General features: G+C 28.0%; 29 protein-coding genes and 1 pseudogene. 9 read left to right on the forward strand and 21 right to left on the reverse strand.

All coding sequences use genetic code 11. The features are described from left to right. From LXD69_RS04685 to LXD69_RS04695, 3 genes are all read right to left on the reverse strand, one after another. A complete protein-coding gene (locus tag LXD69_RS04685) occupies positions 1-867 on the reverse strand; it encodes a DUF58 domain-containing protein (RefSeq protein WP_246917873.1) in 867 nt (288 codons plus the stop codon). Between the two features lie 76 nt (positions 868-943). After that, positions 944-1948 carry an AAA family ATPase gene (locus LXD69_RS04690; RefSeq protein ID WP_045970570.1) on the reverse strand — a complete coding sequence of 335 codons (1005 nt, stop codon included), beginning with the start codon at positions 1946-1948 and terminating at the stop codon, positions 944-946. Positions 1949-2226: 278 nt separating this feature from the next. Then, on the reverse strand, positions 2227-3321 hold the full coding sequence (locus LXD69_RS04695; protein ID WP_246917875.1) for a DUF3103 family protein: 1095 nt from the start codon (positions 3319-3321) through the stop codon (positions 2227-2229). A 235-nt stretch (positions 3322-3556) separates the two neighbouring features. Between LXD69_RS04695 and LXD69_RS04700 the strand changes: the two genes are divergently transcribed. Beyond that, on the forward strand, positions 3557-4696 hold the full coding sequence (locus LXD69_RS04700; RefSeq protein ID WP_045970566.1) for an ATP-binding protein: 1140 nt from the start codon (positions 3557-3559) through the stop codon (positions 4694-4696). Here the strand turns inward: LXD69_RS04700 and LXD69_RS04705 are convergent. The 7 genes from LXD69_RS04705 to LXD69_RS04735 form a co-directional block, all read right to left on the reverse strand. Then, positions 4693-4947: a hypothetical protein gene (locus tag LXD69_RS04705; RefSeq protein WP_045970564.1), complete on the reverse strand. Its 255-nt coding sequence runs from the start codon at positions 4945-4947 to the stop codon at positions 4693-4695. The two genes, LXD69_RS04700 and LXD69_RS04705, sit on opposite strands and share 4 nt — an antisense overlap. A gap of 86 nt (positions 4948-5033) precedes the next feature. Continuing rightward, entirely contained in the window at positions 5034-5711 is a 678-nt protein-coding gene (locus LXD69_RS04710; RefSeq protein WP_045970562.1) for a response regulator, read from the reverse strand. Between the two features lie 10 nt (positions 5712-5721). Then, entirely contained in the window at positions 5722-7740 is a 2019-nt protein-coding gene (locus LXD69_RS04715; RefSeq protein ID WP_246917877.1) for a tetratricopeptide repeat-containing sensor histidine kinase, read from the reverse strand. Positions 7741-7798: 58 nt separating this feature from the next. After that, positions 7799-8008 carry a hypothetical protein gene (locus tag LXD69_RS04720; RefSeq protein WP_246917878.1) on the reverse strand — a complete coding sequence of 70 codons (210 nt, stop codon included), beginning with the start codon at positions 8006-8008 and terminating at the stop codon, positions 7799-7801. Between the two features lie 66 nt (positions 8009-8074). After that, a complete protein-coding gene (locus tag LXD69_RS04725; protein WP_246917880.1) occupies positions 8075-8305 on the reverse strand; it encodes a hypothetical protein in 231 nt (76 codons plus the stop codon). A 53-nt stretch (positions 8306-8358) separates the two neighbouring features. Further along, entirely contained in the window at positions 8359-8571 is a 213-nt protein-coding gene (locus LXD69_RS04730; protein WP_246917881.1) for a hypothetical protein, read from the reverse strand. A gap of 53 nt (positions 8572-8624) precedes the next feature. After that, the gene (locus LXD69_RS04735; protein ID WP_246917883.1) at positions 8625-8828 is read right to left on the reverse strand and encodes a hypothetical protein; all 204 of its coding nucleotides are present in this window, start codon (positions 8826-8828) and stop codon (positions 8625-8627) included. Positions 8829-9038: 210 nt separating this feature from the next. Between LXD69_RS04735 and LXD69_RS04740 the strand changes: the two genes are divergently transcribed. The 8 genes from LXD69_RS04740 to LXD69_RS04775 all read left to right on the forward strand — a co-directional run bounded on the left by LXD69_RS04740 (position 9039) and on the right by LXD69_RS04775 (position 17348). After that, positions 9039-9764, forward strand: a complete 726-nt coding sequence (locus LXD69_RS04740) for a metallophosphoesterase family protein (protein WP_246917884.1) — start codon at positions 9039-9041, stop codon at positions 9762-9764. Positions 9765-9799: 35 nt separating this feature from the next. Further along, a complete protein-coding gene (locus tag LXD69_RS04745; protein WP_045970558.1) occupies positions 9800-10291 on the forward strand; it encodes a DUF6646 family protein in 492 nt (163 codons plus the stop codon). 2 nt (positions 10292-10293) lie between these two features. Next, the gene (locus LXD69_RS04750) at positions 10294-10866 is read left to right on the forward strand and encodes a PhnA domain-containing protein (RefSeq protein ID WP_045970556.1); all 573 of its coding nucleotides are present in this window, start codon (positions 10294-10296) and stop codon (positions 10864-10866) included. A 307-nt stretch (positions 10867-11173) separates the two neighbouring features. After that, entirely contained in the window at positions 11174-13198 is a 2025-nt protein-coding gene (locus tag LXD69_RS04755) for a hypothetical protein (protein WP_045970554.1), read from the forward strand. Positions 13199-13248: 50 nt separating this feature from the next. Then, positions 13249-13677 (forward strand): hypothetical protein, encoded by a 429-nt coding sequence (locus tag LXD69_RS04760; RefSeq protein ID WP_045970552.1) that lies wholly within the window; start codon positions 13249-13251, stop codon positions 13675-13677. A 21-nt stretch (positions 13678-13698) separates the two neighbouring features. Then, positions 13699-15843 carry a hypothetical protein gene (locus LXD69_RS04765; protein ID WP_246917886.1) on the forward strand — a complete coding sequence of 715 codons (2145 nt, stop codon included), beginning with the start codon at positions 13699-13701 and terminating at the stop codon, positions 15841-15843. Between the two features lie 9 nt (positions 15844-15852). Then, on the forward strand, positions 15853-16518 hold the full coding sequence (locus LXD69_RS04770; protein WP_246917887.1) for a hypothetical protein: 666 nt from the start codon (positions 15853-15855) through the stop codon (positions 16516-16518). An 11-nt stretch (positions 16519-16529) separates the two neighbouring features. Next, a complete protein-coding gene (locus LXD69_RS04775; RefSeq protein ID WP_246917888.1) occupies positions 16530-17348 on the forward strand; it encodes an N-acetylmuramidase domain-containing protein in 819 nt (272 codons plus the stop codon). On the opposite strand, the pseudogene LXD69_RS04780 reads toward LXD69_RS04775, so the two are convergent. The 11 genes and pseudogenes from LXD69_RS04780 to LXD69_RS04830 form a co-directional block, all read right to left on the reverse strand. Then, positions 17330-17915: pseudogene (locus LXD69_RS04780) on the reverse strand (IS1 family transposase). The gene LXD69_RS04775 and the pseudogene LXD69_RS04780 sit on opposite strands and share 19 nt — an antisense overlap. A gap of 162 nt (positions 17916-18077) precedes the next feature. Then, the gene (locus LXD69_RS04785) at positions 18078-18485 is read right to left on the reverse strand and encodes a hypothetical protein (protein WP_246917890.1); all 408 of its coding nucleotides are present in this window, start codon (positions 18483-18485) and stop codon (positions 18078-18080) included. A 101-nt stretch (positions 18486-18586) separates the two neighbouring features. Further along, positions 18587-19111 (reverse strand): hypothetical protein, encoded by a 525-nt coding sequence (locus LXD69_RS04790; RefSeq protein WP_045968661.1) that lies wholly within the window; start codon positions 19109-19111, stop codon positions 18587-18589. A gap of 14 nt (positions 19112-19125) precedes the next feature. Further along, on the reverse strand, positions 19126-19275 hold the full coding sequence (locus LXD69_RS04795) for a hypothetical protein (RefSeq protein ID WP_161794132.1): 150 nt from the start codon (positions 19273-19275) through the stop codon (positions 19126-19128). Between the two features lie 160 nt (positions 19276-19435). Then, entirely contained in the window at positions 19436-19702 is a 267-nt protein-coding gene (locus LXD69_RS04800) for a MafI family immunity protein (protein WP_045968659.1), read from the reverse strand. A gap of 5 nt (positions 19703-19707) precedes the next feature. Further along, on the reverse strand, positions 19708-19923 hold the full coding sequence (locus LXD69_RS04805) for an EndoU domain-containing protein (protein ID WP_052705204.1): 216 nt from the start codon (positions 19921-19923) through the stop codon (positions 19708-19710). 45 nt (positions 19924-19968) lie between these two features. Then, complete coding sequence (locus LXD69_RS04810; RefSeq protein ID WP_246917891.1) at positions 19969-20580, reverse strand: RHS repeat-associated core domain-containing protein; 612 nt, start codon at positions 20578-20580, stop codon at positions 19969-19971. A 74-nt stretch (positions 20581-20654) separates the two neighbouring features. Next, positions 20655-21119 (reverse strand): hypothetical protein, encoded by a 465-nt coding sequence (locus LXD69_RS04815; protein WP_246917892.1) that lies wholly within the window; start codon positions 21117-21119, stop codon positions 20655-20657. Positions 21120-21123: 4 nt separating this feature from the next. Next, on the reverse strand, positions 21124-22290 hold the full coding sequence (locus LXD69_RS04820; protein WP_246917893.1) for an RHS repeat domain-containing protein: 1167 nt from the start codon (positions 22288-22290) through the stop codon (positions 21124-21126). Beyond that, positions 22277-22663 (reverse strand): hypothetical protein, encoded by a 387-nt coding sequence (locus LXD69_RS04825; protein ID WP_246917895.1) that lies wholly within the window; start codon positions 22661-22663, stop codon positions 22277-22279. Before LXD69_RS04825 ends, LXD69_RS04820 begins: the two co-directional genes overlap by 14 nt. Before the next feature lie 5 nt (positions 22664-22668). After that, positions 22669-23940, reverse strand: a complete 1272-nt coding sequence (locus LXD69_RS04830; protein WP_246917897.1) for an RHS repeat domain-containing protein — start codon at positions 23938-23940, stop codon at positions 22669-22671. Positions 23941-24102 lie beyond the last annotated feature (162 nt).

The following is a 24102-nucleotide window of genomic DNA, read 5'->3' on the forward strand; positions in this document are numbered from 1 at the left end:
TTAATTTCTTGCTTTAAAGTAACCTAAAAGTTTTTTTACATAATTTTCATCGACTCTTGAACTTACTGTTCCTGAACCACATTTTGAGAAAGTTTCAGTAAAATACTTTACATTTTCTTTATAATATTTTTCATAATTCATTCGAACAGTCTTAGCACTTGTATCTACTAAAAATGTTTCTCCTGTTTCCGCATCTAACATATTTACAATTCCCAAGTTTGGAATTGCTTCTTCTCTTTTATCAAAAACTCTAATACCTGTTACATCATGCTTTTTAGAAGCAATTTTCAATGTTTGCTCGTATTCTTTTACCATGAAATCTGAGATTAAAAAAACAATTGCTTTTTTCTTCATGATGCTAGATAAAAATTTTAGAGCTTGTGCTAAATCTGTCTTTTTACTCTTGGGCTTAAACTCAATTAGTTCACGAATAATTCGCAAAACATGAGATTTTCCTTTTTTAGGTGGAATATATAGTTCTATTCCATCAGAAAATAAAATTAACCCTACTTTATCGTTATTTTGAGTTGATGAAAAAGCTAGTGTGGCTGCAATTTCTGTAACAATTTCACTTTTAAATTGATTTGTTGTTCCAAAACTTTCAGAACCGCTACAATCTACCATGAGTATCATTGTTAATTCTCTTTCTTCTTCAAAAACTTTTATATAAGGTTCATTATAACGTGCTGTAACGTTCCAATCAATTGCTCTCACATCATCTCCATATTGATATTGACGAACTTCCGAAAAGGTCATTCCTCTTCCTTTAAAGGATGTGTGATATTCACCCGAAAAGATATGATTACTTAATCTTCGGGTTTTGATTTCAATTTTTCGAACTTTTTTTAGAATTTCCTTTGTATCCATTTGTTTTAGTATTCAGTCTTCAGTTAAAAGTGTTCAGTATTATTGCAAAACTGCATACTGTTACTGTTTACTAATATTAAGGCACTTCCACTTCATTAACAATCTTATTGATGATGTCTATTGAAGTAATGTTTTCTGCTTCTGCTTCATACGTAATACCTATTCTATGACGTAAAACATCGTGAACTACAGCGCGAACATCTTCAGGAACGACATATCCTCTCCTTTTTATAAAGGCATAACATTTTGCTGCAACAGCTAAATTGATACTTCCACGAGGAGATGCTCCAAAGCTAATTAAAGGTTTTAAATTTTCCAATTTATATTTCTCTGGATAACGTGTTGCAAAAATAATATCTAAAATATATTTTTCAATTTTTTCATCCATATATACTTCACGTACGGCTTGCTGTGCTCTAATAATCTGTTCAACAGACACAACCGGATTTACTTTTGCATATTCTCCAGCTAAATTTTGACGAATAACTAGTCTTTCGTCTTCCATTTTTGGATAATCTATCACTGTTTTTAGCATGAAACGATCCATTTGTGCTTCTGGAAGTGGGTAAGTTCCTTCTTGTTCAACTGGATTCTGAGTTGCCATTACTAAGAATGGCTTATCTAATTTAAATGTTTCGTCTCCAATTGTAACTTGTTTTTCTTGCATAGCTTCTAACAAAGCTGATTGTACTTTTGCTGGGGCACGGTTAATTTCATCGGCTAATACAAAGTTTGCAAAAACAGGTCCTTTTTTAATTGTAAAGTCATTTGCCTTTACGTTATAAATCATTGTACCTACAACATCCGCAGGTAAAAGATCTGGTGTAAATTGAATTCTACTGAAAGAACCTTGAACAGCTTGAGAAAGAGTATTAATTGCTAATGTTTTAGCTAAACCAGGAACACCTTCTAACAAGATATGTCCTTGTCCTAAAAGACCTATAAGCAATCTTTCAATCATATACTTTTGTCCAACAATCACCTTATTCATTTCCATTGTGAGTAAATCTACAAAGGCACTTTCTCTTTCGATTTTTTCATTAATTGCGCGAATGTCTAAAGTAGCGGTATTTTCTTCCATTATCATATAATTTTGCTTCAAATTTTCAAAAAAAATTTAACAATTCAAAATTGAAAATTAATTTAGGACTACGATGTTAATATAGCGTTAAAAAAAAGTAGTAAATAATCGTTTTTGGTGTTATTTATGATTTTGTTTTTATTTTTTTAAGAAATTAAGCCATAATAGTCTCTTTTCAAAAGCAAACAAAGATATAATTAGCAACTAATCAATATTTTACATAAAAAGAAAAACACATCTTTTACAATGTGTTTTTAAAATAATTTTGATTGTTATTTTTATAATGTTTCAAAAGAATAAGTGATTGAGGCATTATTACTTGCTCCTTTTTTTAATTGTGTTACATTTTCTTTTCTAATAATATAATATTGATCTATTTCATCGTCTGAATCTTGTGACCAACTACCTTTTATTGCATCTAAAACAGATGTTACTGTATTTACCACAAATGGTGTCCAAACTACATCTCCTGTTCCAAGTGTTACTCCTGTTCCGATTGCTTGAACAACAATATTAATAACCGCTGCATAATCAAAACCTGAATCTTCTTCCATGATAATCATAGTTGCAGCATTTCTTGTATGTTCGTTCCAAAAAACAAAGGGTTGTTCTGGTGTGTATAAAACATCTTTTTTCTTGATATATGGCATTTGTAAAACTCTAAGAGGTGGAACTGAAGGATCGTTAAAGTTTTTATCAAAATTAAAAACAATAGCATAAATTTCTGGATTTCCTTTAAACCACGGTTCTTCTACATCAGATAGTTTTATTGAATCAATTTTATTGAAGTCTACAGCTGTAGATTGACTAGAAATATTATTTGTTAATTTATAATCTAAGCCTCTTTTCTTTAACTCTTCATTGAATAATTTCATGTTTTTTTGAAATTCAAATTTACCATGTTGATCAATAAAAAGCATTGGTTTATCACTTGGTGTTAGTGCATTAACTGTTATTTTATTTCCATTAATATCTACACCTTCAAGTTTTTCAACATTATCATCTATTGGTACGAAAAGAATTTGCAAATCATTTAAAAAGTTTGAATTCATCTTTTCTTGATTATAAACAAAGCATTCTAAAATTCCTTCTTTTTTTATTTCTGGAGAAATAAACTCCTCACTATTTTTAATGTTTAAAGAATTGAATACTTCTGTAAGCAACACCTCGTTTTGATCTTTAAATTTATTGTCTTTAAACAAACTGATTCCATTAGAACTTTTTATCGAATTAGCAATATACTTCCCAAATTCAATTTTATCAGACGTTAAATAACTCAATTCATTATTTTCAATTACAGGATCATTACTACAAGAGAAAAGAAAAGTTGAGATTACAACAAGCGAAGCAATCTTTCTAAAGTTTGTTTTCATAATTTTTAATGTTTAGTTAAATTAATACTATTGCTTTTTGACTTCAGTCTTGTAAATCTACAACAGTAGCGCAATAATTTGAATATAGATTTCTTGCCTTTGTTGTTAAAGTTTGACGTTTTTATTTATTATTTACAATTCATAACCAAAAGATAATCAACAATATAATTTATAATCAAAACATTTTGAATCCCCTAAAATAAAACAGTAAATTAGTGCCAAATTATTTCTAGAGATGCTAAATAAAAGATTATTGATAAAAAATTTATTGGCTCACAATGATGAGAATAGTTTTTACGACAAAAAGAGACAGTTGAATTTACATAGTAAGGAAGGAAAGGCCAAATTTTTAAAACATATTTGTGCGCTATCTAATTCTAATCCGGCAAATAACTCTTATATTGTTGTAGGAGTTGAAGACGAAAATAATGAAATTGTAGGTGATGATTTTTTTGATGATAGTAAAATTCAAAATTTAGTTAATGCTTATTTAGAAAATCCTCCAAAAATTCAATATGAGAATATTCCTTTTCCTAATTTACCTGTAAATAAAGTAGTTGGGCTAGTTACTATAAATCCTAAAAACAAAATCTCTTCTTTTAAAAAAGGGATTCATACTATTGTGGCTAATACTATTTTTATAAGAAGAGGAAGCAATTCTATTCCAACTGAAGAGAAAGTTCCGTTTTCAAAAACGAATATTGAAACTATTATAAGTATTGAGAATAATTCTAGAAATAGTATAAAGCATACTTTAGATGGTGTTCTTGATTTTATAAATAATCGCCATAAAGATTTACATTCAAATTATAAGGTTTTCAAAGAATTATTCATCGTCTGTTGGGCTGGAATTAAGAAAAAAGTAAGAGATACGACTTACTATTCTAGAGTTGATATAGAGCTAATTAACGAACAAATTAAATTATTTTATTCTGCACAAGATGATGTTACAATAAATTACAATGAAAATTCTTTTATTATAACCGAACATATTACACTTGGCATTAATGATAGAACAAGTTACTATCCTTTAGAAAGAGTTACTATTACTTTCTTTGACAATGGCTATTATAAAATGGATACCGAAATGCTTTTTCAGCCACCTCAATATAATAAAAAAATGCTTCATCATATTTACAATGCTACTCTTAGTCTTTTAAAAAAACTAGAAAAGAGAATTTCTTTAAATGAAAGAGAACTAAAAGATGTAGACAACATCCCTTCAATTTTAATGATCTGTTATCTAAATGGTTTTAATGATGCAAAACAAAAACTTATTGATTCTAAGCTATATTTAAAACATCACGATAGTCCTGAAGTATATTTAGCTTTTAAAGAAGTAATGCGAGTTTTACGGAAAATGAAATATAATTAGTTGAATTTATGTTTGTTTTCATTTTTTGTTTTCATCAAGATTATAGTTGAATATGCAACTATAATAAACACTCCTAAAACATAAACTATTTTAAGTTGAATAGCATAATCTAAAAATAGTACTGGATTATCAATTTCCTGAAAAAACAAATTATATAACATTTCCATAACCACGAAAAACCAAACCAAACTTATTACTAGAAGTAACAGTAATAATTTTAGAAAACGAGAAGTCTTATTTAAAGTTTTCATAACATGTTATTTAGTACAACATAAAGTTATGAACTATTAATTAGATTGTTTTACAAGTTTATTATAGAATTTGTTAAAAAATTCATTTAAACAAATCCATGTTTTTTTGCTTCTCTAACAATGTCTTCATCTGAACCTCCTTTAACACAGAAATAATCTTTAATTTGTGCTTTACGTTTATCTATAGAGCTTTGGGCTAAATTCACATAGTTTGGTAAATTTTTAGACAAAACGCCTTGTGCTAACAATGAAATGATTGTTCTATTACTTTCATCTAAAAACACATTATTCCTTACAGCAAGCATCTCTTGAATACTTTCATTAACTGTTTTACTTACGTATTTTTCTTTGTTAATAATTACTTCAAACGCTTTCAAAAACTCGTCGGCTGTAAAGTCACTTTTCACTAAAAGGCCGTCTGGATCAATTGTTTTTTGAATGTCGAATAAAATAAATGCTTCTGCATGAGATGTAAGCATAACAATTTTTGTGAACGGATATTTTTTTCTTGCAAAAATAGCTAGATCTTGTCCTGATTGAATATTAGCTTCTTCATATGGAGGCAAACTTAAATCCAAAAATATCATGTCAAATTCATAAATATCTTCTGATTGTGACATTCTTTTATATGCCGTTTGACAATCAAAAGCAGAAGTAACATTTATTTTATATCCTAATTCGTTATAAGATAAAATACTTTTATACCCTTCAATCATTGAAGGATGGTCATCGACCATGAAAATATTAATTGTTTTAGAGCTCATAATTATTATTTTATTCTATTGGTATTTTAAAAAACAGGGTCGTTCCCTTTCCGATTTCAGATTCTATATTTAATTCTCCATTAACAGCACTTATCCTTTGAAGCATATTTTTAATGCCTATTCCTTTCTTGGCTTTATTAACATTAAATCCTTCTCCATCATCTCTTATTTGTAAAGTTACAATTTTTTCTTGTTTTACAATACTTACATTTATAGTTTTTGCTTTAGCATACTTATTACAGTTATTTAATGCTTCTTGCAAGATTCTATATAAGTGCATTTTTACTTCAACATCTACATTATCCCATTGAATTTTTTTATCAATTGTATATTCACAATCTGCATCATATAAATTCTGTTGTTCAATTAATAACTCGGATAAAATAGACTTAAAATTACTTTTTTCAGAAAAAACATTATTGCTTAATTCATGTGCAATTGCTCTTACTTCTTTTTCAATATTCTGAATTTCATTTATATGACCTATACACTTTTGTATAGTTTCTTCATCTGTTCGCTTAGTAAGTATATATAAATTTAGTCTTGTACTGGCAAGTTTATTCATTATTCCATCATGAAGTTCTCTTGCTATTCTATTCTTTTCATTGTTTTTTGCTTCATCTAATTTTACTTGTTGATCTAGCATTAATTGGTAAATTTCTTCATTTACTTTTTGCTGTTGTTGTGTAAAGAGTAATTCTTTTTGTTTTGATCTCTGAAATAAAATTATATATAACAATCCACCTATAAATGCTACAAGAATTGAAACACCTAGTATTACTTTTTTCTCACTAGAAATCTCTTCATTTTCATGTATTATTTCGTCTGTTTCAAATTCTATTCTTGCTAATTTATTTCTTGTTGCTCTTTCCAAATCATATAAACTATCGCTTAGTTTTATATATTTCTTAGCATAATAAAGTCCTGTTTTAGGGTTTATCTTTGTATATAAATCTAAAGTAGTTAAAATCTCTTGATTATAACTCGATTTTTTTGCTAAAGAATTTGCCTCATTGTTAAGCTGTAATGCTTTTGTTGTATCCGACTTTGATAAATAATATTCTGAAAGATGAATTTTACTTTTTATTATTCCTGCTATATTACCAATACTATCTCTAATAAAAAGAGATCTATTGAGTTCTTCTAGTCCTTCCTCTTTATTAAGTTTAAATTTTGAATAAGCCAAATTATCTAATAGAGCCGAATAAACAACAGGTTGCAATTGCAATAAATTTTTAACTTTCAGTCCTTTTGAAAAATTATCAATTGCCTTTTTATAAAGTTTGTTTTTCTGATATACTAACCCAATGTTATTAAATGTTTGAGCTTTAAAAATATCATAAAAGAAACTCTTTTTTAACTTTTCAACTTGAATTAATGCTTTACTATGGTAATAAAGTGCTTTTTCGTAATTATCTAAGCCAAGCAAAGAACTTCCTAGGTTAACATAACATTCATAAATAAGCATATCATCATCTATTCCTTTTGAAATATCCAAAGCTCGGATAGTGGCTGTTTCACTCCCTAAAAAGTCTTTTTCATACAATAAAACGTATGCTTTGTATAGTATTGTTTTCGCTAAATTTTCTTTATCATTAATATTTTTATACAACTTCTCAGCATCATTATAATACCAGTAAGCACTATCGTTTCTTGCTTTTTCAAAATAATAATCTCCTAAATATGAAAGAGCTTTTGCTATTGTTATTGAGTCTTTACTAGATTTCCCTAGCTGTAAAGCTTTAGCAGCAACATTCTTATATTTATCTAATTCATAAAGAGAAAAATATCTGTTTGCGACCTTAAAGTAATTTCTTCTTGTTGTTGAGTCATTCGTTTTAAACTGTAATTCAAAATAGGCTGAATCACTATACTTAATACGATTTTCACTTGCTATACTTTCATCTTGAGCAAATGAAAGATATTGATTAATTTTCTGATTAGGCTTATCTATTACTTCGAGAGATTTCTTCTTATCTGAACAGCTAAGTAAAATAATAAACGCTATAAAAATAATTATTTGTTTCAACTTGTTTTTTTTAAAATTAATCTGCCTGAAACAAATTTAATGATTTTTCTTACTCAAATTAATCTTTTTTTGGTTTAACGATTGGATCTGTTTCATCTGTGTCTGAAGTTGCGTCGGTTGTACCATCATCTCCATCTCTATTTAAGGATGAATTATCAACTTCATAAGTACTTGTTTCCATTTGCTGATCATACTCGTCTGTTGTACATGATGTCATTAAAATAAAAAATCCAAATAAAATTCCGATATATAAAATACTTTTTTTCATAATATTCTGTATTGAGTTTGTTTAATCTAGGTTGGTTTTTGTTTTAACTATCTGCTAATATAATAATTAATCTTTTTTAGGTTTAACGATTGGATCTGTTTCATCTAACTCATCTGTGTCTGAATTTGTTGTGCCAGTTGTATCGGTTGTACCATCATCTCCATCTCTATTTAAGGATGAATTATCAACTTCATAAGTACTTGTTTCCATTTGCTGATCATACTCGTCTGTTGTACATGATGTCATTAAAATGGAAAATCCAAATAACATTCCGATAAATAAAATAGCTTTTTTCATAATATTCTGTATTGAGTTTGTTTAATCTAGGTTGTTTTTGTTTTTAAGAGTAATTAATCCTTTTTAGGTTTAACGATTGGATCTGTTTCGTCTGCTTGAGTATTGGTTGTATCGGTTGTTCCATCATCTCCATCTCTATTTAAAGATGAATTATCAATCTCATAAACACTTGTTTCTATTTGCTGATCATACTCGTCTGTTGTACATGATGTCATTAAAATGGAAAATCCAAATAACATTCCGATAAATAAAATAGCTTTTTTCATAATATTCTGTATTGAGTTTGTTTAATCTAGGTTGTTTTTGTTTTTAAGAGTAATTAATCCTTTTTAGGTTTAACGATTGGATCTGTTTCGCCTGCTTGAGTATTGGTTGTTCCATCATCTCCATCTCTATTTAAAGATGAATTATCAATCTCATAAACACTTGTTTCTATTTGCTGATCATACTCGTCTGTTGTACACGATGTCATTAAAATGGAAAATCCAAATAACATTCCGATAAATAAAATAGCTTTTTTCATAATACTAAAAATTTAAGTTTGTTTATATCATTTTTTTTATTACTTTCTACACTTATTTCAGTTTTTACAAAGTGAAGTAATTTGTAACACCTTATTTTTGCTATTTCAAAAATAAGGTGTTACAAGTTCTAAATTTTACAACAATTCTGCCGATTTTGTTAAAGTTTAAAAACACATAAAATACTGAATATTAAATATTTAAATAAAAAAATGCAAAAATTCGTTATTGGGGACATCCATGGAGGTCTAAAAGCTTTAATCCAAGTACTAAAAAAAATAAAAATTTCAGAAAAGGATTTATTAATTTTTTTAGGTGATTATGTAGATGGTTGGAGCGAATCTCCAGAAGTAATTAATTACTTAATTACACTAAAAGATAAATATAATTGTATTTTTATAAAAGGAAATCATGATGATTTACTTTTAAACTATTTAAAAACAAAAAGCTTTAATAAAGAATGGCTTATTCATGGAGGATCATCAACAATTAAAGCTTATGAAAAAATCAATCTAGATACTATAAACAAACATATCTCATTTTTAGAATCTCTCAAAGAGTATTTCATTGACGAAGACAATAGATTGTATATTCATGCAGGTTTCACAAATCAAAAAGGAGTAGAGTATGAATATTTTAAACCTTCATTTTACTGGGATAGAACATTATGGGAAACAGCTATTTCATTAAATCCAAATATTTCTTTTGATGACATTTTATATCCTAATAGATTAAAGATATACAAAGAAATCTATATTGGACACACTCCTGTTACAAAAATCAACAAAACAACTCCACACCAAGCCTCATCTGTATGGAATGTAGATACAGGCGCTGCTTTTACTGGTTCACTCTCTATTTTAAATGTAGATACTAAAGAATTTTGGCAAAGTGATTCCCTACCATTGTTATATCCTAATGAAAAGGGAAGAAATTAAGTTATATTTTTATATTTGTATAAAATTTATTAATCATGAAAAAAATTTTATTTCTAACTATATTATTTTCTAGTATAGTAAATGCGCAAGTTTTTACAGGAAAAGGAGATCAAAAATTTCAAGTTGGTGCTAATTTTCAAAACAAAGGAACCGGAATAATTGCAACTTTCGATAAAGGAATTGGAAAAAACATGTCCTTTGGCTTCACTTCATCTTATCTATTAGGGATTGAAGAAGTATTAGGTGAAAAACCTAATTTCGATGATCGTTTTGATATAAGAGCAAGATTTAGCGCAAATATTGCTGACATATTCAATATTGAAGAAAAATTAGACTTCTATCCTGGTTTAAATATTGGAATAAAGAATTTTGGAGCCCATTTAGGTGCTCGTTATTTTTTCTCAGAAGGGTTTGGAATTTATTCTGAAATACAATTTCCAATAGCACAATATGACAATGATCCTGTAGGATTTGAAAAATATAATAATCAATTTAACTTCTCAATTGGAGCAAGTTTCAACTTATAAATATGAGCGTAATAGAAAAAAAATTAAAAGACAGAAGCAATTCAAAATGTGAATTATGCAGTAATGAATATGATTTAAGCGTTTTTAACGTAGCTCCTAATACTGAAGAAAATTTAGACCAATCTATATTAGCCTGTAAAGTTTGCATTGACCAAATTGAAAATCCAGAAAATACTGACGTTAATCATTGGAGATGTTTAAATGACAGTATGTGGAATGAAAATCTTCCTGTTCAAATTATTTCTTGGAGAATGCATGCTAGATTAAAAAATCATGACATGTTAGATATGATGTATTTAGATGAAGAAGCACTAGAATGGGCAAAAGCTACAGGTGAAGGAGAGGAAGAAGAGGGAAAAATCATACACAAAGACTCTAACGGAAATATTCTTCAAGATGGAGATTCAGTCGTTTTAATTAAAGATTTAGATGTAAAAGGAGCAACATTTACTGCAAAACGTGGAGCTGCTGTCCATAATATCAAATTAGTTTGGGACAATGCAGAACAAATTGAAGGACGTGTAGAAAATCAACATATCGTTATTTTAACACAATATGTCAAGAAGACAAAATAATACATCATTCTTACTATAAAAAAAGGATTCGCAATGCGAATCCTTTTTTTATACCCTTACTTTAAAAAGGGTATTTCCCCATACTTTCACTCTTTTTTCACTTTCAATCATCCTGAAAAAAACTCAAAAAAATCAGGTAATATGCTCTTTTACAAGATTTTAATTAATCTCAATTTTACAAAGTTTTAAAAATCAAATCATAACAACTAAGAAAAAGATATTGATTTATTAATTCCAAAAAAATTAAGTAAAAGGCGAAATCCGAAAAGCCTTAATAGAGTAGGAAAAACCACAAAATTATATAATTATGGCAAAAGTAACACCTCTAGGTTATCCTCATTCAGGAGCAGGAAGAGTAGAAATCTTATTAGAAAACGAAGATGGCGCCAATTTTTCATTATTGTTTTCTCCAGATCCAAACAACATCTTATTAAGAGAGAGTGGACAAGCAATGCAGTTTTATTACTACCCAAAAGAACCAAGACTAGCTAAAGAGCCAGGGAAAGATGGAAAATTTAAATTCTCAATGCAAGTTTTTAAATCCGAAGGTGATTCATCAACTGTTATTGGAGCAGAAGGATTAGAAGAAGAAGCAGGAGCTTATACATCGTTAACCACAACGATAGATGTACCTGAAGCATTATTAAAAAAAGCAATTGACAAACTAAAAACACACTTACATAAAGAATATCAAAACAATAGAGAATCCAAGCTTTTAGGTCTTTTCTCTTATAAAAAAGGAGTAGATAGAGATTTTGATGAAACCAATGTAAGACCTATCCAATTAGTTGAAAACAATATTTCAATGCACGTTGTAGGAGAAAAATCACCAAATAACCCTTTTGGCGGTGCAAATCCTTGGACATTTAATATTCAAGGAGAAGGAGCTGGTACAACATTCGGTTTAGGAGAAAATGCCTTTTCAATTTTAATGGGAAGAAACAGTGCTTCAATAGTTAAAGATGCTTTACAAAACGGAACTAATAACCTAGTTGTAGAAAACCGAATTAAATATAAAGCTTATTTACCTACTACAATAATCAAAACTACAGTAAATGCGAAAAGAGTTCACACATACTTTTCAGCTAAAGCATCTGTAGGATGGAGCGGTGTAAATTTAGATTGGGAAAGTGAATATGAAAAAATCATAACAGATGGAGGAATTGTATCTGAAATTATAACAGATAACCAATTTACAAATGAAGAAAGAAAGCAATTTGAACATGAGCTAATAACAAAACAAAGAGAATTTGCTTTTCAATTACTCCAAAAAGAAATTTTTGACAAGCCAGAAAAAGAATTCACTCCTGCCAAAGATGCTGAAAGACCAAGTTCTTTTTGGAGAATTCTATTTGGTGGTGCAAGTGTAGGTGTAAGCTTAAAACATGGAAAACAAATTAGACAAGTTAACTTCACAGACGAAATTAAATTTTCTGCTATTGAAGTTATGGACTCTAAAATAAGTGGAAACTTAACACCGTTAACTTCGAAATCTGGAGCAGCCGCAAAAGAAGATTTAAAAAATTATATCACAGAAGTTCGTCTAGATGAAGATTTCCAAAAAGTTCAAGTAATTGCTTCTCTAAATGGAGGATTAATAAAACTAGACAAAGAAGGAGATATTCTAAATGATAGTCCAGTAAGTCAAGTATCTATTGAAGTAGGTTATCCAGATTCAAAAGGAAATACTGTATGGAAAAGTTCAGGAAGAATGATTGCTCCAGAAGGAAGTCCTTATGTAAAAACAACCTCAAAATCAGGTAAAGAAATCGATGCTATTTTTCCCGCTACATGGGTTGACAAATCAAAAGAGAAAAATGCTTTTGTATTTGATTTTGTAAAAAACAGTACTCCTAGCAAAATTAAAGTACGTCAAAATGTAATGTATGAAAAAGATAAAAGAATAAAACTAAAAGACACTGTTAATGAATATGAATTTGACGGAACTAAAGTATTCATTCCTCTTCCTATCCAAAACATGATTAATTATACTTTATCTACAGAACAATTACTTCAATGTGATACACTTGAAGTTACTTTAAAAGTAGATAAAATGTCAACTAAAAAATTCAAATTTACTTCTGAGAATTTTGAAGATTTAATTCCGTATCGTTCTTGGTATGAGATGGATTACACTATAAAACCTACAAAATACAAGATAAAATACACTTGTAAAGGAAAAATAGGTTCAAAATCTAAAAAAGTATCTGTTTCAACTAACTACATTGAATTAGACTATCAAGAAGGAGACGTTTTATTTGAAATCCCATCAGGAACTGATGCTCAAAATAAAGATATCGAAAAAATTAGAGCTGCATTTTTAGATGAATAATATAAACCTACAAAAGGGGAAAATTTCCCCTTTTGTTTAATACAAAAATTATGACAACAGATTATCCATTTAAAAAAATTCAAGTTAAAGTTTCATTAAAAGAAAACAATGATCCTTCTGCTCAAATTGTATCTATTGAAGTAGGTTATCCAGATTCAAATGGAAACTATTCTTGGAAAAGCTCTAGTAGATTATTAGATAATAAAAGTCTACTTTTTCTGAAAACAAAAAGCAAAAGTGGAAACGAAATAGATTCAATAGTTCCAAGTACTTGGTATGATATAAGTGATAAATCAAAATCTTTTGTTTTTGACTTTGTAAAAAATGAAATTCCTAGCAAAATTAAAATTAGAGAACAAATTATTTCAGTTAAAAACACAAACGAAATAAAAGAATATGACCTATTAGAAACAGATGAAACATTTTCTATTTCTAATTTAGAAATTACAATTTCTGAAAAAGTGATTGGTACAGATTAACAAATTAGCACAAAAACAATTATGCCAGATTTAAAAACACTAAAATTACAAGGAACTAAATTAGTTCCTGTAAATAGATTCAATCTTGAAGCATCAAAACCTAGTACATCATTCAAAGGAACTAAAGCTTCAAATTTCAAAGTTATAAGACACCCTATTATTAATTCTATACAAATAAAACCATTAATAATTAGACCGTTAATAACTAAAGAATATTTTCCTATTATCGAAAATAGTCAATCTATTAGAGAAAACTCAACCTTTAAAGATTTTACAGATTCCAAAATCAACTTATACTTTCCTGAAATAGAAGTTATTCCAAACAACAATACTCTTTTTTATTATGAAAACATACTAGATAGCAAAGGTCAAAATAGTGATTTAATAGGTCGAATAACTTTAAAATATATTGAAAAAAACAAACCATCAACTCCTACACAACAAAACATTGCATTAAATTTAAAGCAAGTCGTACTAAATCTAAAAGTTAGTGATCGAGTTATAACAATAAATGGAAATGTTGATACTGTTAAAAAAGAAATTACATTTCACTTAATAGGTGAGGCTGTAAAAATTGCCTTTTCTAATTTAGTAACTGATATTGATCGATTTAAATGTAATCTAGACTTATTTTTCGATTTCAAAGGATATTCTAAATTTAAAAGAAACTTCATTTTTGCTAAAGATTTCAAATTCAACAGACAGCTTCTTAACCTAAAACCCACAGAAAAGAGCAATATAAAAAGAAAAATGATTATTGAAGCTCCTCTTATTGTAAGAAAAGGTACTGCCAAAAACAATATTAAAAATGACATCAGAGCCATTCAAGTTGAAAAAAAACTTACTGCAAAGAATGAAAAAATAACACCTGATTTTGTAAAAAGTACTTTCCTTCTTAAAGTAAATAAAACTATCAATTATCCATTACCTAATGATCCTTCAAAAAGCCTTTATAAAACTATTGGCGGTGGATTTATTAATCATCCTTTTAACCTAAATGAAGATTTTTCTCAATATCAACAAATTTTTGTTCCAGGTGTAAATTTTGACAGTCTTTCCATTTATAAATCGACTACAACAGCTAATGAATTTTTATTAATACCTAAAAAATATCACATTAGTAGAGATACTGACACCATGAAACCATGTATTGAAACTATTTTTCACGCGTATGAAGAAGGAACAGGTTTAACAGAAGACATTTCTAAAATTAATTTTCAGTTTGCAATTGGTCCTAATTTATCTGAATTTGACTTAGCAAAACTCAAAATTGATCTCAAAAAAAATAACTTTCTTGATGGAAACAGCATTAATTATTTAACCGATGTTCGATTTATTTATCCTAATGAAATTAATTCTGAATATGAAATTAATGGAAATCATTTATTACAAAATGCAGAAATAACAGTAGATGGAAAACATTTTTTAATTTCTCTTAATACAGAAAATCTTAATGAAGCTAGTATTCTTATAAATGCAATTAACAACTCTATTTCTCAATATGCCAATATAAATTTTAAACATAAAGAGATTAAAGACACTGCTGTAATTGATATAAATTTAGAAAAAACAATAGGTGAGATAATTGAAATCATTTTTGACGAAGAATCAAAAAAAATAAACCTCACAAATGTTTCCATTTCACAATGTAAATTAAATTCTGTTTTAACAATTGATAACAATAATAACATTCATTATAATAGTTCTCTTTTTTCCAACTATCCCTTGTTAGACGGAGGACAGTCAGTTGAATTACTTCATACTCAATTAAACTCTAATCTTGCGTCAAAACCACTTAAAGATGTTTATTTTGATTTTGAGAGCATTGAAAATATTAGCGACGAATTTAGTCAAATAGTCTCTTCGTCTACAAATTACAATAGATACATACAAGTTCAAATTCAAAAACAAGAAACCGATATTAATAAAATACAAATAAAACTAACTGTTAACGACACAGGAAGTGTATTCATTATTGAAAAACTAAAAGATGACTTTAGAAAACCTATTCTTTTTAATTTTATTATTAAAAACAGTACTTCTTTAAACACAACTATCGGATATGAAGTAAATTATTTTGATATAGACAATAACATCATCTCATCAAAAAATTTTGGTTTTGATTTTTCAACCTCTTCCACAATCTATATACCAAATCACAATTAATTTAACATCATGCAAAAAAGTATAGAAACAAGGTGGTTATTAAATTTTAATGAATTTGAAACTATAGAACATTGGTTTAAACAAATAGGAACTTCTTTTAAGAATAAAGATCTATTTCCAAGACAAGATTACTATTTAAAATTAGTTAAAAGTACAAATCTTGGTATAAAAATAAGAGAACCAAAATTAGTTAACAACGAACAAAAATCAAAACTAGAAGTTAAACTTTTAATCCAAGATAATGGAATCTATAAATTTAACAATAACAACCATGGTAATGTAAACACATGGCTAAAGTATAGCTTTGAAACAATCGGAAATGAAATTGAAACAGCTAGAATACTCAATTTTTTTACAAACCAAAACACACAAGAACCTTGGATTAAAATAGATAAAGATAGAATTCTAGTAAAATTTGACACAAAAGAAAAACAACTAGTTTCTGGCGATACAATTATAGATGAAGGAAGCGGAATAGAATTAACAAAATTTAAAATTAACAATACAATATATTATTCCTTAGGTATTGAAACCTTTTCATCATCAAACATTGAAACAAATAATTTCGATGAAACAGTAGATTTCTTTTTTAAAGAAGTTAAAATTTCAAATCTTAACACCTTAAAATCACTTTCATATCCTGAAATAATTAGCAACCATTTTCTAGGTTATTAAATCAAAAAAATATGAGAACTATAAAATACAATAATAAAGCAACGGAAGTCACTACATTGTGCGATTTACTTTCAAAATTAGGTTATAACTTAATTGTTTCAGATTCATTTACACTTCAAGTAGATGCAGCAGTTAAAGACTTTCAATATAAAAACAACTTAGTTGTAGACGGAATAGTTGGCATAAAAACATGGTCAAAACTATTCGAATTAAGCAATATTACAACACATAATGACAAACTATTATCTGAGCGAGATTTAATGGAATTTGCTAATGAATTTCAACTTGAATTAGCTTGTGTGAAAGCAGTAAATGAAGTAGAAAGTAGAGGAAAAGGATTTTTAGTAAGTGGCAAGCCTAAAATATTATTTGAAGGACATGTTTTTTGGAGAGAATTAAATAAAAGAGGTGTCAACCCTAGTCAATATTCAAATGCAAATACAGCTAATGTCTTATATCAATCTTGGACAAAAAAACACTACTTAGGTGGAGATGGAGAATATGCCCGCTTACAAAAAGCAATACAAATAAACCCTAGTCAAGCATTTCAAGATGCTGCATATTGTGCCACTTCATGGGGTTGTTTTCAAATTATGGGATTCAATGCTGTCTCTATTGGCTACAATTCTATTGAAGAATTTGTTCAAAAAATGCACCTAAACGAAAAAGAGCATCTAACCGCTTTTGGCAAATTTCTAAAAACAAATAATCTTATTCCTTATTTACAAAATAAAGATTGGGCTGGTTTTGCATATCGATATAATGGTTCTGGGTATAAAGCAAATAAATATGATGAAAAATTAGCTAATGCTTATAAAAAATATTCTTGAGAAGAATACAACTTTTCAACCCAAAAATAGATTCTTAAAACACATTGCAACAAAATAAAACTTCCAGAAAAACAAATTGTTTTCCTTTGTAGTCTTTTTAAATGAGTTCGCATAGAAAGATTATTTCTTTCAATAACATTTGTACCAAAACGGTTTACTTTATGAAGTGCTTTAACTATTAATGATCTATAATGGAATAATCCATCAGTATAAATACTTTTTGGTAAAGCTAAAGAATTGGTTACATATTGAATAGTTCTTTTAGTTCTTCTACCTAGACTAAAACTAACTACACGTTTTGTTTTTCTTTTTAAATAACAACGTATTTCATCTACTTCATAACTCTTCTTTTTGTAGAAAATAGGGTTAGAAATCTTTTTTGCATTAGTTGTTAATTTATAAGCTTTGTAACAATAAAAATCAATACATCTTTTTATGGCAATTTTTACAATAAAACTGTTGCTTTTTGTTTTTTGTAAAGCCATTCTTTATTAAGTTTTTAATTTTACAGTTTGGGCAAATTAAGCTATCACTAATTCTGATACACAAGGTCTTAGTTTTTACCATTTTCTTCGTTTTAAGGCTTTATATAATAGGAAAAGGAACGCAATATTGCGTTCCTTTTTAATACCTGTTTCTGTTTTTTTATTGATTATCAAATTATTAACCTCCAATAAAAGTTGTATCACTAAATCTGAAACATTACCAACTTTGGAACATTACCAATTATTAATAAGCATTTAATGTAAAGGCTACTTTTTCAAAAGATAGACTATACACTATATTTATTAATTCTCTAATTTCTATTTCTAATATATTACTATCATGTGCCGTTCTTGATTTTAAATAATATTGTACTTCTCCTTGCATTATTACTCTTTCAAAGTCATTATACCATTTACTATTTTTAAATCGTTCTAAATTTAATTTATTATCTATTTTATCTTTATGAAAATGAATCATTAAAATTAAATCATCATTATCTGATTCAAAAGCAATTTTCCAATTTTTAACATCATAACCTTTAAAAATTTGAAGTAAAACTTGTTGATTTTCTCTAAAAAAATCTAACTGTAAATTTTTTTCTTGACTATTTATAAAAATAGATATTGCTGAATTTAATGAAAGATTAAACATAGTTTATTTTATAGTTTTATTATGATAATACCAGTAACCTAATCCTGCACCACCTACGCCTAATCCCATTACAGGTGAAGGGATAATGTAGTTGTTGTTTTCTAATTTATTTTTTCAAGCGTTAAATAATTTATCTTTTGTTTACTAATTAATAATTCTTTTTTCCCTTTAAGCTCCACTAATTCAAAGCCAATTTCAGTATTCTTAAAATTAAAATAAATAAAAAAGCCTAATTTATTATTATTCTTTAAATTTAAAAAATCTTCATGTTTTATATTCTCTTTTAATACATTTACTATTTGTAAATCAATATCATCTAGATTGAACCCCTTTAGGTTCTGTTTAAACAAAACTTTTTTATTTTTTATTTTAAAACAGATTAATGAAGAAATAAAAACTGTGTTCTTATTTACTCCTTCATACATAATCTGGCTAATTACATCATTCGATAGAACGCTTTTAGTTAGGCTATCAATATTATTAAATTTTATCTTGCTATTAAACGACTCACTATCATATTTTATGTGTCTATAGTTATTATTTGATAATAAATCTATAGGTTTTTGTGCATTACATATACTTATTATAAATAAATAAAGTAATAATATATATTTTTTTAAAATCATATTTATTTAGATGGTTAATGAGTTTGTACTCCAGTAGGAGTGATTGATAGACCATTAATTGTAGTGGTGTCTTTTACCCCAGGGGTACTTTTAAGCCATTCTACATTAAAAGATTGATTATTTTTAAATCCAATTCCACTAGTTTTATAATTATTATACTGCATTTTTACATAGCCTCGCGGCATATATATGTTAATTCTATCATCAATTAAGGTTTTAATTTCATTTATCGTTTTTACACCGGTTTCACCAATACCAACGTTGCAAAATGCAAGTATTAAATTGAAACATTACCATAAAAATTGTATCACTAAATCTGAAACATTACCTATCTCTAATTAATTCTTTTAATAATTCGTATTCAGATAAATCAAGGTTTAATTTTTTTGCCGAACTTTCAAACAAATTATAATCTTCCTGTGTTATTTCTTGATCATATTCGTAAATCTGTGTAACTAATGTATTGTAACATAATGAATACTCTCTATTAGATAATAATTCTTTACAATTGATTATATCTTCACTTAATATTAATGAAGAAAATCTATCTAATAAAATTTCTAATATTTTTTTCTTTTTATTATAGAACATAACTTTTATTGTATTGGGAATGCTGTGATTATGTCGTCAACAGTTGTTATTACTTTTATTTTTACACCTTCATATACACCTTCAATTTTATATCTTACTAAATCTCCACTTCTAGTATGTGTTGCTCCAACCCTTCCTGTTTGTTGTATCCAAGGGTTACTTGTAGCCACTTCAGATATTGCATTCATTATCTTTTTATTTCCCCAAGTAACTGGAAACATAGACTTTGCACCTGTTACACCATTCCAAAAAGATTTTATGCTACCTCACCAAGCGTGACCGCCTCCTGTTGCATCTCCAGCTAATATATGAGCTGTTCTAGACCCACTTGCTAGGTTGACATATCTTGCATTTCTTGCTATGTTTTTAGCACGTATTATTTGAACTACCCATGCACCTCCTTGAAATATTTTAACAGCTGCCCACTCTCCTGTAATAAATAAGACTGTTTGACCAAATGCATTACCCGCAGCTTGATTGTCTTCTTCTGTTGGATTGAAAGGGTCTCTACCATTCATAGCCGCATTAAAGCCTCCTCCTGGTACAGAATATCCCATAGCATAACCCTCACCCATTAACTGAGCAGTACTTTTTTTCTTCTTTTTTGGATCAGTATCTCCATTTTCATCAATTTCATTTTCTCCATCCGTAAAAGAACCATTTCCAGTATTTGTCCAAGTAGTTCCACTTTCAGACTGCATTAATCTATTAATAAAAGATTCGGATAACATCCCATCAGGATCAATAAAGAAAACAGGATTATCCATTGCATAATTGTATGGAGACCATCTACGTCCTTGTTCTGCCAACGGGTCAATATTCATCCATCTACCCAAAGCAGCATCATAATTCCTTGCACCATAATCGTATAGATTCAATCCTAACCCTGCCTGTAGTTATTTCCCGTTATATTTATGATTGTAAAATTCATTAACTTTTAAACATTATTCAATTACCTTCCATCTTTACAAAAAAACAATCTCTGTTTTGAATCTGTATAGTTTTTTAAAGACAAATAAAAGACAAAATCCTCTAGATAAATTATATAATATCTTTTGTGTAACAAATTATTTTGTTCAACAACTAAACGTTTGTCACTTATATGACATAATGATAAACTTATATATTTACTTTCTTTAAACTTACTTAATCCTTCTCTAGTAAGAACAATATATTTAGCTTGATTTATCATCTTAATAAGATCTTTTTTTGAAATATTGTTAATATCAATAAATTTAGATTCAATAAAACTAGTAAACTCCTTTTTTGAGTCATAAATTAGATACCCTGTTTTATTAATTGAATCACCAACTTTAGAAAGAGTCATATCTCCCCGAACTGGAGTATTATGCTTTGTTTTACAAGAAAAAAATGTACACCAAAAAATTATTAAAATGATTCTATATATGAATTTCATAAAATTACTTTATTTCTACAATTGTTCCACTTAATTTAACTCTACTAGGGCTTGAATTAACTACTTTAGGTTTATCATGTTTAGAAACTTTTTCTCTTGGAGAGCCTAAATATGAATTAGAACCCACATTAGACAATTTAACTTTAAACCCTTTAGAATTTTTCGAAGCATATAACAACATGCCACCTATACCATCTTTGGTCATCTCTGTTCCGTTTTTACCTATCGCAGAATGAGACATTCCCAAAGTATGCATTATCTCATGTCCTACAACGCCTTCATCAGCATCATAATTTTTTTTATCGCCATACATTGTACAAGATTCGCAAAATTTAGTATTATCTCCTCCTTCGAAAGCTAAACCATTTGCTCCATATACGTTTCTTAATTCCATACCACCCGCTGATAAATAATTAGCAGTATCATCGTTAGTGGCTAAATCTTGATTTTTACTGTGATTATTAACAATACCATCATCATAAGTCTCATCTTTTTTATCACTAAATTGAATTTTAAAGTTTATCGGAATTATGTCCCCGTTGTCTGTTTTAACACCATATTTACCACTTTGATTATTAAGATATTCAATAGCTTTATTAAGTAAATCCTTTGTATTAGACTTTCCATCATTATACCAAACTTGAGTAACAGTTATAACTCCATTTTGAAACGATATTCCAAAATCATTACCATCGTAATCAACAAACTTAGTTGGAATATTACCTGCATAAACATATGGAGAACTTGTAAAGTATTTTTCGGACATATTATCCATGTTCATCCATCTACCTATAGCTGGGTCATAATTCCTTGCACCATAATCGTATAGATTTAATCCCAATTCCGTTTGCAGTTCTTTGCCATTGAACTTATATTGATAAGCATTAGAACTATTATGCGTTTCATGTTTTAGTCCAAAAGGATAATACTGATTTTCTTCCACTATTTCATCAGTATCTATGATATTGCTGTTGTTAATATAGGTGTAACTAAGTCTAATATTTCCTAAATGATCAGTATAATTAAATACATAGCTGTAATCCCCTTGATCATATTTTACATAACCTTCCGCATGTGGAAAAAACTCTAATCGACTATTCTTATACTGAAAACCCAATAAATATGTGGTTATAATTGTTATAGGGGAAGGGATATTATTACTTAATTTCAATAGGTATGAATAGTTCAATTTCATCAATACTCATACTACATTTAATAATCATTAAGTGTAAGTAATCCTTTAGATCGTCTAAAATATTTTGTTCAAAACTACAGTTAGATTTGTAGCCAATTAATTCTATTTCTTTTGATTTTAAAATTTTAAAAACTAAAATAAATTTGAATTTACATTCATTAATTTGCTTTTTTTTAATAAACTCGGATAATGAATTTAAATCTTTATATATAGTAAACTCGATTGAGTTTACACCTATGTCATTATTACTATACTTCACTACATGAATTGAATCTTTTGAAATATTATATTCTTGACCATTTGAGTTATTAGCAAAACATAGCATAATCAATATTAAAATATATCTCATTTCTGTTAATTTTTATTAGCTTTATTTATTTTTTTTAAATCTTGAACTTCATTGTATGTTGCGGGTTTATTATAAAGCGGAGCTTTTTTTGAATATGGATGTTTGTTTCCATAAGAACTATTATAGAATTCATAAAAAGATTTTACATATCCATCATAGACTTCTTTATTCTCTCCATTTTCAATTTTCGTGTTTCCAGTTGCATCTTGAGAATCTTTAACAGAATATAACTCCATCTGTGATGAGTCTAAAATCACACCAAGAATTGAGCCAGGATCTTTAGAGAGTCGTTTTTCATCACTCACATCATAATTAAATAACTTTGCTTCAGCTTCCATATCACTAATATTTTGCTGGTTTGAATCTCTCTTATTAATATATTTTTGTAAAGCATGAAATAATTCTTCACCTACAGTTGTATCACTAGTACCTTCCCTATAATAGATTGTATTTGATTCTGGATCAAAGACTCCTTGTGCAGAATCTTCATCAATATTGTTTTTTTTAGCTAACACATCAATATGAGCATCATCAATTGAAATTGTTATATCATAATCTTCTAATCCATCTAAAAACTCATACAACACATTAAAAGATGCTGAGTTCTTTCTAAGTTCTTCAACTTGCTCTCTAGTCTTTTTATCTGCATCGCCTTCTCCCCAAATAATTTTTTTCCCATCAGGATCAATGAAAAAAGTTGGAACATTTAATGCATAGCTATAAGAACTATATGAGAAATACTTATAAGCCAACGGATCCATGTTCATCCATCTACCTAAAGCTGGGTCATAATTCCGTGCTCCGTAGTCATAAAAGTTAAGCCCCAACTCGTCTTGGTATTCTTTCCCGTTGTATTTATAATTATATTTAAAATCAATAGGACAACTTGGGCAAGGTTCTTCTAAGACAAGATCTCCACCACTTTTGTAATATGCTTTTCTACTCATGTTATAATTAGCATGCTTTAATCCAAAAGGGTAGTAATTATTTTCTTCTAGTATTTCTAATGCTTTTGTGCTTGGGTCTGTGCTATAACTTAAACGAATATTTCCTAAATGGTAGGTATAATTAAAAACATAGCTGTAATTGTCTGCTTCATGTTTTACATAGCCCTCAGCATGCGGAAAAAATTGCAATACATTATTTTTGTATTGAAAGCCTCCTGCTAGATAATTGGTTTGGGTTACGTTAATTGCTTCATTCACTATTTTGCTTACTTTTTGCCCTGTTACATTGTAAATATAGATAATAGTATTGGTGCCTACAATTATTTTCATAAGTAAAAAAGGCATCACTAATTCTGATACACGAGGTCCTTTTTTATTATTTTCTTCGTTTTAAGGCTTTATATAATATAAAAAGGAACGCAATATTGCCTTCCTTTTCTATACTTTTCTTTAATTAAACTCTGTTTATCAATTGATTAGCAACTATAATAG

This window comes from Flavobacterium sediminilitoris (assembly GCF_023008245.1).
In the GTDB taxonomy this organism is placed as follows: domain Bacteria; phylum Bacteroidota; class Bacteroidia; order Flavobacteriales; family Flavobacteriaceae; genus Flavobacterium; species Flavobacterium sediminilitoris.